Raw genomic sequence first — 14,113 nt, forward strand, 5'->3', positions numbered from 1 at the left:
ATGGCTGGGTCAGTACGTCGCCGCGTCGGCCGGGGCGACGGTCGGGCGAGCGCGGTGACGGCGCACGCGCACGACCATCCAGACCACGCCGGCCACGACGAGCAGCGCGAGCAGGATCGTCCCGACGATGACGCCGATCTCCCAGCCCGCCAGCTGGTACGTGAGCGTCGCACCCGAGGCCATGCCGTTCACCGCGTTGGAGTTCGCCACGGTGTAGAGCACGTTGTGGATGGCGTACCGCAGGTTGTCCTGCGCGGCCGCGCTCGTCGAGTCCGCGATCGTCTTCGAGCCCTCGAACGTCAGCATGTGATCCGTTCCCCTGGCGTTCCACGCCTGGTCGGGGTACATGAAGTCGTACAGGTTGAAGTCGGTGATCGCGAAGCCGCGGAAGCCCCACTCCTCGCGCAGGACGTCGTGCATGAGCGCGGACGACCCGCCGGCCCACGTCGCGCCGATGCGGTTGAACGAGCTCATGATCGCGGTCGAGCCGATCTCGCTCGTCTGCAGCTCGCCATCCGCGTCGTAGTACTCGACCTCGCCGCGCGCGTCCTTCACGACCATCTCGAACGGCTTGAGGTACAGCTCGCGGATGGTCTGCTCGGTCGCCCAGGTCGAGAGCCCGCCGCCGTTCACGCGGTTGGTCTCCTGGTCGTTCATGGCGAAGTGCTTCGTGAACGAGTACACGCCCTTCGTGAGCGCGCCGTCGACGACCTGCGTCGCGAGGGCGCCCGAGAGCACCGGGTCCTCCGAGTAGTACTCGAAGTTGCGGCCCGCGAACGGCGAGCGGTGCAGGTTCACCGCGGGGGCGTACCAGCCGTTCGCGCCCATGTGCAGCGCCTCGTTGCCCACGGCCACGCCCATGGCGTTCGCGAGGTCGCGGCTCCACGTCTGGCCGATGAGGTACTCCGAGGGGAACGCGGTCCCGGTCCAGAGGTCGGGGTTGATGAACGACGAGAAGCCCGCGGGGCCGTCGAGGTCGTTCGTGCGGATCTTGCCGATCTCCGGCAGCCCTGCCGTGTTGTACGCGCCCGACGTGAGGAGCGTGAGCACCTCGTCGGGGTCGAGCTGGTCGAGGAGCTCCTCCCACGCGGGGTCCTCGTACGGCAGGCCGCGCAGATCGACGAGGGACAGGTCGTTGTCGGCGTTCCACGTCGGAGCCTCGGCGCCCTCGGCGTCGGACGCGGCGGCTGCGGCGTCGAACGGCTCGTACGCGGCGATCGTCGCCTCGCTCGCCTCGAGGTCGGCGCCCTCGGGAGCGGTCGGGAAGGTGCCCGCGAAATCCGCGCGCGAGAACGCCGTGCGGGTGCCGTCCTCGAAGGCGGCCGTCACGTCGTCGAAGCGGTTGGTCGCGGGGACCTCGTCGCTCGCGCGTCCGTCCGTGTAGACGACGGTCTCGTCGACCGTGTAGACGAGCGGCTCGATGCCGTCCTTGAGGCTGTGCGAGTCGGTCTGCAGCTTCAGCTCGTAGTCGCCCTGCTCGAGCACGTAGGCCGCCGCATCTGCCGCGTCGTACGAGGCCATGTCCTCGACGGCGAGCGTGAGCGTGACGGTCTCCGTCGCGCCGGGCTCGAGGAGCCCCGTCTTCGCGAAGTCGCCGAGCACCACGTGGGCCTTCTCGATGCCGCCCGGGGTGTAGGGAGCGGTGTAGTAGAGCTGGACGACGTCCTTGCCGGCGACGTCGCCCGTGTTCGTCACGTCGACGTCGATCGAGATCTCGCCGTCGACCTCGCCCAGGCGCGCGTCCGCGACGCTCCAGTCGAAGGTCGTGTAGCTCAGCCCGTAGCCGAACGGGTACACGACGGCCTCGTCGTAGTCGATGAAGCCCTCGACCGCGGCGGTCTCGTAGTAGCGGTACCCGCTGTAGATGCCCTCCTCGTAGTCCACGAAGTACGCGTCCTCGAGGTTCGAGTAGGCGAAGTCCCCGAAGTTGACGAACGTCGGGTCGGCCGTGAAGTCGGCCGAGAAGACGTCGACGGTGTGACCGGACGGGTTGACCGCGCCGCTCAGGATGCTGCCGAGGGCGTTGAAGCCCGAGACACCCGGCGAGCCGGCGAACACGATGCCGTCGACTGCGGGGTCGTCCTCGAGGATGCCGAGCTCCATCGACGTCGACGCGTTGACGACGACCACGACGGTCTCGAAGTTCTCCTCGGCGAGGGCGACGAGGTCCTTCTCGTCCTGGTTGAGCTCGAGCTGGTGCTGCCCCGGCTCGGCGGTCTCGTCCCAGGGGGTCATGTCGGTGGCGAGGTCTCCGCCCTCGCCGCCGGCGCGTCCGATGACGACGATCGCCGCGTCGCCGTACTCCGCGAAGCTGTCGAGCGCGTCCTGCGAGTACTCGTCGACCGGCATCTCGCCGATGTTGTAGTTCGACTCCTCGGGCTTGTCCATGACGATGTTCGTCCGGCCGCCCTCCGCTGCGGGGTTCGCCTCGGCGAAGGCCGCGAGCTCGTCGAAGACCGTGTCGTTGACCGTGAAGCCGGCGTTCTCGATGCCCTGGCGGATGTTCACGGCCGTGCGCGTGTCGGCGGTTCCCGATCCGGAGCCGCCGTACACGGGGTCGGCGGCGCCACGCCCGAGGAGCGTCACGGCGCCCGTCTCGAGCGGCAGCGCGCCGCTGTTCTTGAGGAGCGTCATGCCCTCGTCGGCGATGTCCTCGACGAGCTCGGCCGACGCCGCCTTGGCGTCGTCCTGCGTCGCGTGATCGCTCTCGTAGTAGGTCGTGTCGAGCTCAGCGCCCTCGGCGGTGTTGCTGACGACGTACGTGCCGGTGCCCATGAACGATTCGATCGCCCCGCGGAACATCCCGATCGCGATGTTCGCGCCGACGGCCAGGACGGCCACGAACGCGACGATCGGGATCCAGATCGCGAGGAACCTCCTGTTCGACATCGGCGCCTTGGCCTTCGTTGAACCCACGTGTTCTCTCCTCTTGATGCGGGCCTCCCTCGGCGGAGGCCGGCGTCCCGCCTCGGTGCGCAGACGCCGCCACCCATTCCACCGATGTTCATGCACGGGCATGGGCGCTGCCGCACAATCTGTCGTTTCCGGCGGATGAACTGTCGGCCGCCCGCGGTCCGTCACACGGCCGACACATGCGTGGAGCATGCTGGCGTCATGGAGTTCCCACCCCTCGCCACCTCGTACACGATCTCCCTTCCCGCCTGGATCGCGGAGGAGCTCGCCGACGTTCCCGATGTCATCCCGACCCTCGAGGAGCGCATGGCCCTCGTCAACCGGCTCGCCGACCGCAACTGGCGCGAGGGCAACGGCGGCCCGTTCGCGGCCCTCGTCGCCGAGGCCGACACGGGCCGGATCGTGTCGGTCGGCGTGAACGTCGTGCTGTCCACGGGCATCACGTCGGGGCACGCCGAGGTGACGGCGCTCGGGATGGCTCAGGCGCGGGTCGGCTCGTGGGACCTCGGCGCATCGGACCAGCCTCGGCACGAGCTCGTCGTGAACTGGCGCCCGTGCGTGCAGTGCTACGGCGCAGCGATGTGGTCGGGCATCACGACCCTCGCGATCGCCGGATCGGGGCCCGAGTGCGAGGAGATCACGACGTTCGACGAGGGCCCGATGGTCGCCAACTGGGCGGAGGCCTTCGAAGCCCGTGGCATCGCCGTGATCGACGGCGTCGCGAAGGACGACGCGGTCGCGGTCTTCCGCGCGTACCGTGCGGCGGTCGACGCCGGCGCGATCACGGTCTACAACGCGCGCGGGTGATCGTCAGCGGCGCGTGGCCGCGAGTGCGCATCCGCCCGCCGCGATCGCGAGCGCGCCCAGGACGATGACGACCGCGGGCCATCCGGACGCCGCCCACGCGGCGCTGCAGAGCCATCCGAACAGGCTCGATCCGCCGTAGTAGAAGACGTTGTACATCGACCCCGCGCTCGCGCGGTCGGCGCCCGCGAAGCCCGCCACGGCCGAGCTCGCGACGGAGTGCGCGAGGAACATCCCCGTCGTGAGCAGAACGACGCCCGTGATCACGAGCGGCAGCGGGGTCGTGCCCGTGAGCAGGGCGCCCGCGAGCATGAGCGCGCATCCCGCGAGCAGGGGCGTGCGCAGGCCGAAGCGGAGCGAGAGGCGCCCGGAGAGCTGCGCGGCGGCCGTCCCGCCGAGATAGGCGAGGAACACGAAGGAGACGACCGCAGCCGGCAGGGCGTAGGGCGGGGCCTCGAGGCGGAACGTGATCGCGTTGTACATGCCGATCATCGCCCCGAGCAGCATGCCGCCCATGAGGAACAGCGCGCGCAGGCGCGCATCGCGCAGCTGCCGCAGGAACACCCGGAGCGTGCGCCCGGCGGGGGCTCTGGATGGCGCCGTGCGCGGCAGCAGGACGGCCATCGTGATCGTGATCGCGGCGCCGACGAGATCGAGGAGGAGCAGGCCGAGGCGCCATCCGCCGATCTCGGCGAGGAGCGGCGCGACGAGCCGCCCGGACAGCCCGCCGATCGAGGCCGCCGCGATGTAGCCGCCCGCCACGACCGCGGCCCGGCGCCCCGAGATCACCTCGTGCACGAGGGCGACGGCCAGCGCCGGGATCCCGCCCAGCGCCGCGCCCTGCAGGAACCGCCCCGCCACGAGGAGCTCGAGGCTGGGCGCGAGCGGGAGGAGCAGCGCGATGAGCGCCGACGTCGTCGCCGAGACGCGCATCGACCACGCCACCCCGCGTCGTGCCGCGAGCACCGCCCACAGCGGAAGCGAGAGGGCGAGGCCGAGCGTCGCGCCCGAGATGATCCAGGCCACGGCGGCGGCGGAGCGGCCGAGGTCGGCGGCGACGAACGTGAGGAGCCCCTGCGGGGCGTGGAGGAGCGCGAAGCTCGCGATGCCCGCGCACCACATCGCGATCGAGAGGCGCCGCGCGGTCGGCACGGCGGACTCCCTCGCTGTCGGGAGGGAGGCGGTCGCCGTCATGCCCTCGACGCTAGCCCGCCAGATGCATGCGGATCCAATACCGGATCGGCTTGATGCATACCATGAGGGCATGGAACCGGATCGCATCCGCGGCGTCCTCCCGCTCGTGCCGGTGCTCGTCGCTCTCGGCGAGACCGAGCACGTCACGGCCGCCGCCGAGCGCCTCGGCATGCCGCAGCCCAACGTGAGCCGCGCCATCCGCACCCTCGAGCAGCGCCTCGGCGTCGCGCTCGTCGAGAGGGAGGGCCGCGGCATCCGCCTGACCGCCGCGGCGCGCACGCTCCTGCCCGCGTTCCGACGTGCGATCGAGCTCATCGAGGACGGCGTCGGCGCCGTCACGGGCGCGGCCTCGTCGACGGTGTCGCTCGCCTTCCAGACCTCGCTCGGGGAGCGCTTCATCCCCGAGGTCGTGAGCGCCGTGCGCCGCGACCGCCCCGATCTGCGCTTCGAGCTGCACCAGGGCGCGCGCTCGCTCCTCATCGATCAGCTGCACGCGGGTCGCGTCGCCATGGCCCTCGTCGTCGACACCCCGGCGATCGGCGGCGACATCGAGGTCGTGCCCCTGTTCGAGCAGCCGCTCGTCGCGCTCCTGCCCGATGACCATCCGCTCGCGCGGCGCGCGTCGGTCTCGGTGCCCGAGATCGCGGAGTGGCCGATCGTCACGCTCGCGCGCGGCTTCGGGCTGCGGGACTCGCTCGACGCCCTCTTCGCGCGCAGCGAGCGGACGCCCCGCATCGCCTTCGAGGGCGAGGACCTCATCACGGTGCGCGGTCTCGTGACGGCCGGGCTCGGCCTCGCGGTCGTGCCCGAGCAGCCGGTCGTCCCCGCAGGCTGCGTGTCCGTGCCGATCCGCAGCCGCCTCGCGTCGCGGCGGATGTGCGCGGTGACGGCCGCGGGGGAGTCGCGCCCTGCGGTGCTGCTCGTGCGCGACGCGGTCGTCCGCGTCGCGCACGAGCGGCGGATCTGGGCGGAGAGCTGATCAGGCGTCACGCGACGTCGTGCAGCGACACGGGCTGCACGAGCGTCCTGCGCCGGTCGCGCACCCACACGTCTCCGCTCTCGCGCTTCTCGGCGCGCGAGGCGAAGCGGTAGCGGTAGGTCACGACGCGGACGAAGCGGGGCGGCTGGCCGTGGAACGGGTCGCGCGCGAGGAGCCGGAGCGTCGGACGGTCGGCTTCGAGCAGCCGCACGAGGAACACGAGGAACCAGTCGTCGATGCGGTAGCCGAGCGGGAGGAACCACATCAGCCAGTCGAGCCGCAGATGGTACGGAGCGACCTGAGGGGGCCTGCGACGCACGTCGCCGGGCTTCCCGCGGAAGCCGTACTCGTGCCACTGCGCGTGCTCGGGATTCGCGTCGAGCGTGCCCTCGACGACGAACTCGATGCGCTCCTTCGTGACCGTGCCGAAGGCGCCGTACGCGTTGGCGAGGTTCCAGCGGTTGAAGCTCGCGTTCATGAGCTGCCGATGCGCGAAGAGGTTGCGCAGCGGCTGCCCGCTCAGCACGACGCAGAGCACCGCGACGGCCGAGGTGACCACGAGCCAGGGCAGGGGGAGCTCGCCGCGCTCCTCGCCCGCGGGGATGCCCACGGCCGAGAAGGCGAGGACGATCGTCGCCGCGTTCAGCCATGCGAAGTTGCCCGTGAGGACGAGCCAGAGCTGCGTCGCGATGATCACGACCGCCGCGCACGCGCCGATGAGGAGCGGGATCGCGTCGGGCAGCCACAGCCCGAGGAGCGGCGCGAACGCGAGCCACGGCACGGCGAGCTGCGCGATGTGATTGCCCACGACCTCGAGCCTGTGGAACCAGCGCGGCAGCAGATGCGCCTGGCGGCTGAGGGGCCCCGGCATCGGCTGCGTCTCGTGGTGGTAGGTCAGGGCCGTGAGGTCTCGCCACTCGCGTCCGCCGCGGATCTTGATCATGCCGGCGCCGAACTCGAGCCGGAACAGCAGCCACCAGAACAGGACGATGATCGCCGTCGCGGGCGGCTGGTCGTGCGAGCCGAGGAACGCGGCGAGGAAGCCCGACTCGAGGAGCAGCATCTCCCATCCGAAGCCGTAGAAGGTCTGACCGATCGAGACGATCGACATGTAGCCGAACCAGATCGCGAGGAAGCACAGCATCGGCAGCCAGGGCGGACCGAGCTGGGGGAGGCCTGCCGCGATCAGCGCGCTGACGGCCATCCCGCCGATGCAGAGCGCGACGAGACGGCGATCCGTGTACCGGATCCATCGGAACAGGGTGGGCCGCAGCGCCCGGGCGGCGCGGTCGGAGGAGCGCGCCCACGCGAGCAGCTCGGGCGCCGGGAGCAGGCCGTGCTCGCCGAGGAGCGCGCGGAACTGGTTGAGCGTCGAGAGGAACGCGACGAGGTACAGCGCCGCGATGCCGCGCTGGAGCACCTCGCGCGCGAACGCGAAGTCGACCGCCGCGAAGCCGTCCATGCCGCCACGATACGACCGTCGCGCCCGGCTCTCACGGGGTTGACGGAGGGGTCTGGCCTCGCATCCGGATCCCGGCATATATTGAGGCATGGAAGGTACGACCGGAACCATCGTCGCCGTCGTCGGCCCCGGTGCCGACGACGTGCTCGCCTCCGTCGATGCGCTCGACGGCGTCTCCGCGCTCTCGCTGCGCGGTTCCGAGCCGTCTCTCGCGGCGCATCGCATCTCGGCGTCCGGCACCCCCTGGGTGGTGCACGACGCCGACCCGCTCGAGCACGTGGCCTCCGCGTGGATCGAGCTCTTCGAGGAGCGCGCGACCCTCGGCGTGCTCGAGGCGGAGATCGGCGACACGCTCCGCCAGTTCGAGCGCGGCGACGCGCTCATGCCCGACTACTACCTCGTGCTCGAACCCGACGAGGCCCCCGAGATCTGGCGGCACTGGTGGTGCGGCGCGCTCGGCCACCGGGCGCCGCGGCGCATCGTGCCCGTGCACGCGCCCGAGGCCGAGCGCCGCGAGCAGGCGGCGCGGATGCTCCGAAGCCTGCCGACGTCGCGCCCGTGGCCGGATCCCGCGACGTGGCTCCCGGGCCTCGCGATGCAGATCCCGGATCGCGTCGGCCTGCGCGACCGCGACCCCGAGTGACTACTCGACGAGGTCGGGCAGCGCGGCCTTGAGCTCGGCGAGCCAGGCCCTCGCATTCCCGTCGGACGGCGCACGCCAGTCTCCGCGTGGCGAGAGCGAGCCGGCGGGCGACACCTTCGGCCCGTTCGGGATGGCCGACCGCTTGAACTGCGAGAACCCGAAGAAGCGCTTGAGGAAGACCTGCTCCCACTTCACGATGGTCGCGAGGTCGTAGGCGTAGTGATCCTCCGCGGGGAACCCGGGGGGCCACGCGCCCGCCTCGGCGTCGCCCCACGCCCGCTCGGCGAGGAAGGCGATCTTCGACGGCCGCATGCCGTAGCGCAGGATGTGGAACAGCGTGAAGTCGTGGAGGGCGTACGGACCGATCGTGCTCTCGGTCGACTGCACCTTGCCGTCCTGGCCGGCCGGCACGAGCTCGGGGCTGATCTCGGTGTCGAGCACCGACTGCAGCACCTTCCGCTCCGCCTCCGACACGCCCTCGCCGTGTGCGATGACCCAGCGGATGAGGTGCTGCATGAGGGTCTTCGGGACGCCGGGGTTGACCGAGTAGTGGCTCATCTGGTCGCCCACGCCGTAGGTCGCCCAGCCGAGGGCGATCTCGGACAGGTCGCCGGTGCCGACGACGATGCCGCCGTGGTGGTTCGCGAGCCGGAAGAGGTAGTCGGTCCGCAGGCCCGCCTGCACGTTCTCGAACGTCACGTCGTAGACCGGCTCGCCCTGGCCGAACGGATGGCCCATGCGGGTGAGCATCTCGGTCGCGGCCGGGCGGATGTCGATGGTCTCGATGGTCGCGCCGACCGACTCCGCGAGGGCGATCGCGTTCGATTTCGTGTGCTCGCTCGTCGCGAATCCCGGCATCGTGTAGGCGAGGATGTCGCTGCGCGGGCGGCCCATCCGGTCCATCGCGCGGGCGATGACGAGCAGCGCGTGCGTCGAGTCGAGACCGCCGCTCACGCCGATGACGGGCTTCGGGCTGCCGATCGCCGACAGGCGCTGCACGAGCCCCGACACCTGGATGTTGAACGCCTCGTAGCAGTCCTGCGCGAGACGAGCGGGGTCGTCGGGCACGAAGGGGAACCGGTCGAGCGCTCGCCGCAGGCCGACGTCGCCGCGCGGCGGATCCACCTCGAAGCGGACGGTCCGGAAGTGCGTCTGCTCGGCGAAGGTGCGGCGGTTGTCGTCGAACGTCCCCTGGCGCAGGCGGTCCTGCCGGATGCGGTCGAGGTCGACGTCCGCGACGGAGTGGCGCGCGCCATCCGGGAAGCGCTCGGTCTCGGCGAGGAGGGTGCCGACCTCGTAGACCATCGTCTGGCCGTCCCACGAGACGTCGTTCGTCGACTCGCCCTGCCCGGCCGCGGCGTACGCGTAGGCCGCGATGCATCGGGCCGAGGCCGACTTGCAGAGCAGGTGGCGATCGTCGGCGCGCGCGATGGTGATCGGGCTGCCGGAGAGATTGAGGAGCACGGTGGCGCCCGCGAGCGCCGCGAGCGACGAGGGCGGAACGGGCACCCACATGTCCTCGCACACCTCGACGTGCACGACGAGGCCGGGCACATCCGCCGCCTCGAAGAGGAGGTCGGGGCCGAACGGCACCTCGCGACCCGCGACCGCGATCGTGCCGCGCTGGTCGTCGCCCGGGGCGTACCAGCGGCGCTCGTAGAACTCGCGGTAGGTCGGCAGATACGACTTCGGCGCGACGCCGAGGATCTCGCCGCGGTGGATGACGACGGCCGTGTTGAAGACGCGGCTGCCGCGCTGGAGGGGCGCGCCCACGACGAGCACGGGGAAGAGATCGGCCGAGGCCGCGACGATCGTCGCGATCGCGTCGTCGACCGCGTCGAGGAGCGGGTCCTGCAGCACGAGGTCGTCGATCGCGTAGCCCGAGAGGCACAGCTCGGGGTACACCGCGACCGCGACGGCGTCGTCGCTCAGCTCGCGGGCGGTCTCGATGACCGCCTGGGCGTTCGTGGCCGGGTCCGCGACCGCGAGCGGGATGGTCGCCGCCGCGATGCGGGCGAAGCCGTGGCCGTATGCGCTGCCGAAGTCGAAGTCGCTCACGTCGTCCAGTCTGTCACCGGAGGCGGTGGGCCGCCCCGATCGCGGCTAGAGCAGCCGTCGCGCCGACGCCCACGCCGTGAGCTCGTGCCGCGACGAGAGCTGGAGCTTGCGGAGCACGGCCGACACGTGCGTCTCGACGGTCTTCACCGAGATGAAGAGCTCGGCGGCGACCTCCTTGTAGGCGTAGCCGCGGGCGATGAGCCGCATGACCTCCTGCTCGCGCGCGGAGAGGCGGTCGAGCTCGTCGTCGGCGACCGCGGTCTCGCCCGAGGCCGCGCCGAAGGCGTCGATGACGAATCCGGCCAGGCGCGGGGAGAAGACCGCGTCGCCGGACGCGACGACCCGCACCGCGCGGGAGACCTCGGCTCCCGACGCGCCCTTCGTGATGTACCCGCGGGCGCCCGCGCGGATGACCCGCACGACGTCCTCCGCCGCGTCGGAGACGCTCAGGGCGAGGAAGCGGGTTCCGGGTGAGAGCGGCGACGCCTGCCGCAGGACGTCCTCGCCGCCCGCGCTGCCGGCCGCGCCGCCGGGCAGGTGCACGTCGAGGAGCACGACGTCGGGTGCGGTCTCGGCGATCACGGCGACTGCGGACGGCACGTCGGCGGCCTCGCCGACGACCCGGAGCGCGCCGTCGAGGTCGGCGCGCAGCCCCGAGCGGAAGATGGAGTGGTCGTCGACGATCACGACGGTGAGCTCAGGCACGGGCACCTGCCGAAGGGTAGCGGATGTGCACCTGCGTGCCGACGCCTCCCGCGCCGCGCGTGACCGAGGCCATCCCGCCCGTGCGCCGCATGCGGCCGACGATCGACTCGCGCACGCCGAAGCGGTCCTCGGGAACGGCGTCGAGGTCGAACCCGGCACCGCGGTCGCGGACGAAGACGTCGACGGCTCCCGGGGCGCCCTCGATGTAGACCGAGACCTCGCCGCCCGCGTGGCGCGCCGCGTTGAGCATCGCCTCGCGGGCCGCGGCGGCGACCTCGCCGCTCGCCCGCTCGGTCGACGACCCGGCCGAGACGACCGAGATCGCCACCTCGTAGTCGAGCTCGAGCGCTGTCGCGTAGTCGCGCAGATCGGTCGCGAGGTCGCTGTCGGCGGGCGCGTCGTCGTCGTAGAGCCATGCCCGCAGCTCGCGCTCCTGGGCGCGGGCGATCCGGCCGACCTCGCTCGAGGCGCCCGCGCGGTTCTGGATGAGCGCGAGCGTCTGCAGCACGGAGTCGTGCAGGTGCGCGGCCATCTCGGCGCGCTGCTCCTCGCGGATGCCCTGGATGCGCGCGGCCTGGAGCTCGCGGAACCTCGCGATCCAGGTCGACGACCACACGACGGCGATGCCGAGCGCTGCCGCGAGCGCGATGAGGAGCATGACCGGCGCGAGCTGGGCCGCGACCGAGCCCGTGCGGGTGAGGATGAGGATGGCCACGGCCGCGAGCACGGCCGACGCGATGCTGCGGACGAGGAGGTCCTGCTGGGGGCCGCGGGCCGGGTCGACCCGGTCGAGGACGGCCGACCACACGCCCCCGGCGGTCGCGAGCGCGATCGCGAAGACCGCGGGGAGCAGGCTCGCGGGCGGGAGGACGCCCTGAGTGAGGCTCCAGTAGTTCATCTGGAGCGCGACGAGGAGGAACAGCGCCGCCCCCGCGAGGAGGATCCACGCGACGGGAGCCCGCCGCGTGACGCGCGCATCGCCATCCTGCAGGGGCGTGAAGGCCCAGAGCCACAGATAGAGGAGCGCGCCCGCGCCCCAGATGCCCGCCGTCGCGGCGAACAGGAGCCGCGTGACCGGCACGCGCCATCCGAGGTGCCGCGCGACGCCCTCGGCGACGCCCGCGACGACCGCGCTGCGCGAGCGCGCGAGGCGCGAGGCGGGAGGCGCGGCGGTCATGCCCCCATGCAACCACGCGCGGGCCGCCCTGAGCGGGCGAATCAGGGGAGGACCGGGGTGATCCCTCATGGCGGCGCCGGCGCGCAGCGCGCGAGGATCGGACCATGACCGAGAGCGAACCGCGGGGAACCGAGATGACGAGCGCCGTGGGGGCGGATGGCGGCGCTCCCGCCGTCGAGGCGCCGTCGCGTCGTCCGGGAGGAGGGTTCTTCGACTGGGTGCGATCGCTCGGCCTCGTGCGCACGGAGGGCTGGATCGGCGGCGTGTGCGCCGCGATCGCGCGTCGCACGGGCGCCGACCCCGTCATCGTGCGGGGCATCTTCGTCGTCGCCGCGGTGCTCGGGTTCCCCGCGCTGTGGCTGTACGCCCTCGGATGGGCGCTGCTCCCGGATGAGCGGGGCGACATCGCGATCCGGCTGCGGACCGGCTCGGGCCCGGCGCTCGTCGGCATCGCGATCATGATCGGCTTCGGCGCACTCGCCAGCTGGGCGAGCGCGACGCTCATGGAGGACTTCCTCGCCCTGGCGTACCCGGGCCGGATCGTCTGGACCGCCATCGAGGCCTCGTTCTGGATCGCGGTCGTCGCGGCGGTCGCCGCGTTTGCGCTCTGGCTCGTCCGGCGCGAGCGGCCCGTGGGCGGCGTGGCCGCGCTCGGTCCGGGGCGGACGGCGCTCATCGTCCTCGTCTGCGTCGCCGCCGCCATCCCGATCCTGGGGATCGGCTTCGGCGTCGTCGTGCCCGCGATCTTCGGGTACGGATCGCCCGTCGCGCTCCTCGTCGGGCTCGCGGCGGTCGCGGCCATCGCCGCGCTCGGCATCTGGGCCGGCCGGCGCATCGCGTCCCCCGTGTCGGGCGGGGGCCTCGGCGGGGTGCAGGGAACCCCCGCCGCGCGCGGGACGGCCGGGGGGCCGGCCGTCCCGCCCTTCGAGCCGGCTCCGTCGCCCGAGCCGCCCGCCGACGGCGACTTCGACGCCTGGCGTCGCCAGCACGAGGAGTGGCGCGAGCAGCACGACGCGTGGCGCGCGCAGCAGACCGACGCGGAGCGCCTCGCCCGCGAGGAGGAGCGCGCCCGCCGCCAGCAGGCCGCGCGCGCGTTCGCGGAGGAGGCGGCGCGCGTGCGCGCGGCCCGCAGGGCGAGTCGTCCGAGGATCTCCCTCGCCTTCGGCGCGTCGACCCTCGGGCTCGCCCTCGTCGCGGGATCGGCCGCAGCCCTCGTCGTCCTCGGCGGAGGGACCTGGCCGATCGAGCCCGAGCGCGCCTCGGCCGCGCTCGCGGCCGCCGCCTTCGCGATGTCGGCGGTCGCGGCCGGCGGGATGGTCATCGCGGGGGCCCTGCGCCGCCGCAGCGGGGCGCTCGCGGCCCTCGCCGCGATCGCGCTCGCCGCAGGGGCCGGCACGGCGCTCGGCGCGAACAACGTGATCGGCGCGAACAGCTGGCAGACGATCGCCGTCGACGGCTCGTCGTACGAGGTGACGCGCGCCTACGGCTCCCTCGAGCTGTGGCTGATGGCCGACGGCAGCGGGGAGGGCAGCGCCACGGTCGTCCGCCGTGCCGGCTTCACGCAGGTGACCGTCCCTCCGGATGTCGCGGCGGACATCCGGATCCACGCCGACGACGACACGCGCGTCATGGTGACCCGGATGAGCGACGCGGGCGTCTACGAGTCGGAGGACCTGCCGGTGCCGCGCGACGGGATCGTCGAGTGGGCGCAGGACGGCGCCGAGGCGGATGCGCCCCTGCGCACGGTGGACATCACGCAGACCGAGGGCGGTGAGGTGTCGATCTGGGTGCTCGACGAGGCCGAGTTCGGCGCGGTCGAGCCGACGCCGTCCGCTGACGAGGAGAGTGCACGATGAGCGAAGAGCAGCGCGTCCCCGAGGGCGCCCCGGCCGCGGGCCCCGAGCCTGCCGAGCGGCCCCGCATCCGCTGGGCGGCGATCATCTGGGGTGCGCTCATGCTCGTCGTCTCCCTCGTCGGGCTGGGGCAGGTGCTCGACGCGACGCGATACGCCGCGCTCCAGGCGGCGGTGGCCGACTGGATCCTCACGGCCGACCCCGTGTCGACCGCGGTGACCGTCGTCCTGGCCGCGGGCGCGGTCATCCTCGTCGCGGGTCTCGCCGGCCTCGCGCGCGGCGTGCAGAAGCGGTCAGCGCGGCGCTGAGCCGGGCCGCGGCGCCC

General features: G+C 72.6%; 11 protein-coding genes. 5 read left to right on the forward strand and 6 right to left on the reverse strand.

Going from position 1 to position 14,113, the window contains the following annotated elements:
* Positions 1-9 precede the first annotated feature (9 nt).
* Positions 10-2,916, reverse strand: a complete 2,907-nt coding sequence (locus ACOWU6_RS14120) for a glycoside hydrolase family 3 N-terminal domain-containing protein (RefSeq protein WP_421076075.1) — start codon at positions 2,914-2,916, stop codon at positions 10-12.
* Positions 2,917-3,114: 198 nt separating this feature from the next.
* On the opposite strand from ACOWU6_RS14120, the gene ACOWU6_RS14125 reads away from it, so the two are divergent.
* Positions 3,115-3,720 carry a hypothetical protein gene (locus ACOWU6_RS14125; protein ID WP_421076076.1) on the forward strand — a complete coding sequence of 202 codons (606 nt, stop codon included), beginning with the start codon at positions 3,115-3,117 and terminating at the stop codon, positions 3,718-3,720.
* Positions 3,721-3,723: 3 nt separating this feature from the next.
* On the opposite strand, the gene ACOWU6_RS14130 is transcribed toward ACOWU6_RS14125, so the two are convergent.
* Positions 3,724-4,911, reverse strand: a complete 1,188-nt coding sequence (locus ACOWU6_RS14130; RefSeq protein ID WP_421076077.1) for an MFS transporter — start codon at positions 4,909-4,911, stop codon at positions 3,724-3,726.
* 70 nt (positions 4,912-4,981) lie between these two features.
* On the opposite strand from ACOWU6_RS14130, the gene ACOWU6_RS14135 reads away from it, so the two are divergent.
* Positions 4,982-5,890 (forward strand): LysR family transcriptional regulator, encoded by a 909-nt coding sequence (locus ACOWU6_RS14135; RefSeq protein ID WP_421076078.1) that lies wholly within the window; start codon positions 4,982-4,984, stop codon positions 5,888-5,890.
* A gap of 7 nt (positions 5,891-5,897) precedes the next feature.
* Here the strand turns inward: ACOWU6_RS14135 and ACOWU6_RS14140 are convergent, their stop codons facing one another.
* Positions 5,898-7,352, reverse strand: a complete 1,455-nt coding sequence (locus tag ACOWU6_RS14140) for a lipase maturation factor family protein (RefSeq protein ID WP_421076079.1) — start codon at positions 7,350-7,352, stop codon at positions 5,898-5,900.
* Between the two features lie 88 nt (positions 7,353-7,440).
* Between ACOWU6_RS14140 and ACOWU6_RS14145 the strand changes: the two genes are divergently transcribed.
* Positions 7,441-7,995, forward strand: coding sequence for a hypothetical protein (locus ACOWU6_RS14145; protein ID WP_271174397.1), 555 nt, complete (start codon positions 7,441-7,443; stop codon positions 7,993-7,995).
* Here ACOWU6_RS14145 and ACOWU6_RS14150 read toward each other — a convergent pair whose 3' ends face one another.
* Genes ACOWU6_RS14150 through ACOWU6_RS14160 form a run of 3 tightly spaced genes read right to left on the reverse strand, consistent with a single transcriptional unit; the run spans position 7,996 to position 11,935 of the window.
* Positions 7,996-10,053, reverse strand: a complete 2,058-nt coding sequence (locus ACOWU6_RS14150; protein WP_421076080.1) for an NAD(+) synthase — start codon at positions 10,051-10,053, stop codon at positions 7,996-7,998.
* Positions 10,054-10,098: 45 nt separating this feature from the next.
* Complete coding sequence (locus ACOWU6_RS14155) at positions 10,099-10,764, reverse strand: LuxR C-terminal-related transcriptional regulator (RefSeq protein ID WP_271174399.1); 666 nt, start codon at positions 10,762-10,764, stop codon at positions 10,099-10,101.
* Entirely contained in the window at positions 10,751-11,935 is a 1,185-nt protein-coding gene (locus tag ACOWU6_RS14160; protein ID WP_421076081.1) for a PspC domain-containing protein, read from the reverse strand. Before ACOWU6_RS14160 ends, ACOWU6_RS14155 begins: the two co-directional genes overlap by 14 nt.
* Before the next feature lie 104 nt (positions 11,936-12,039).
* Here ACOWU6_RS14160 and ACOWU6_RS14165 point away from each other — a divergent pair, with 104 nt between their 5' ends.
* On the forward strand, positions 12,040-13,791 hold the full coding sequence (locus ACOWU6_RS14165) for a PspC domain-containing protein (protein WP_421076082.1): 1,752 nt from the start codon (positions 12,040-12,042) through the stop codon (positions 13,789-13,791).
* Entirely contained in the window at positions 13,788-14,096 is a 309-nt protein-coding gene (locus ACOWU6_RS14170; protein ID WP_271174402.1) for a hypothetical protein, read from the forward strand. The genes ACOWU6_RS14165 and ACOWU6_RS14170 overlap by 4 nt, the downstream gene beginning before the upstream one ends.
* Positions 14,097-14,113 lie beyond the last annotated feature (17 nt).

Source organism: Microbacterium sp. SA156, from assembly GCF_049065455.1.
GTDB lineage: Bacteria > Actinomycetota > Actinomycetes > Actinomycetales > Microbacteriaceae > Microbacterium > Microbacterium barkeri.

What these genes read in the sequence shown, in the direction of transcription:
- ACOWU6_RS14165 (WP_421076082.1), top strand. Translation starts at nt 12,040, where the DNA reads ATGACCGAGAGCGAACCGCGGGGAACCGAGATGACGAGCGCCGTGGGG.
- ACOWU6_RS14145 (WP_271174397.1), top strand. Translation starts at nt 7,441, where the DNA reads ATGGAAGGTACGACCGGAACCATCGTCGCCGTCGTCGGCCCCGGTGCC.
- ACOWU6_RS14170 (WP_271174402.1), top strand. Translation starts at nt 13,788, where the DNA reads ATGAGCGAAGAGCAGCGCGTCCCCGAGGGCGCCCCGGCCGCGGGCCCC.
- ACOWU6_RS14160 (WP_421076081.1), bottom strand. Translation starts at nt 11,935, where the DNA reads ATGACCGCCGCGCCTCCCGCCTCGCGCCTCGCGCGCTCGCGCAGCGCG.
- ACOWU6_RS14140 (WP_421076079.1), bottom strand. Translation starts at nt 7,352, where the DNA reads ATGGACGGCTTCGCGGCGGTCGACTTCGCGTTCGCGCGCGAGGTGCTC.
- ACOWU6_RS14125 (WP_421076076.1), top strand. Translation starts at nt 3,115, where the DNA reads ATGGAGTTCCCACCCCTCGCCACCTCGTACACGATCTCCCTTCCCGCC.
- ACOWU6_RS14130 (WP_421076077.1), bottom strand. Translation starts at nt 4,911, where the DNA reads ATGACGGCGACCGCCTCCCTCCCGACAGCGAGGGAGTCCGCCGTGCCG.
- ACOWU6_RS14135 (WP_421076078.1), top strand. Translation starts at nt 4,982, where the DNA reads ATGGAACCGGATCGCATCCGCGGCGTCCTCCCGCTCGTGCCGGTGCTC.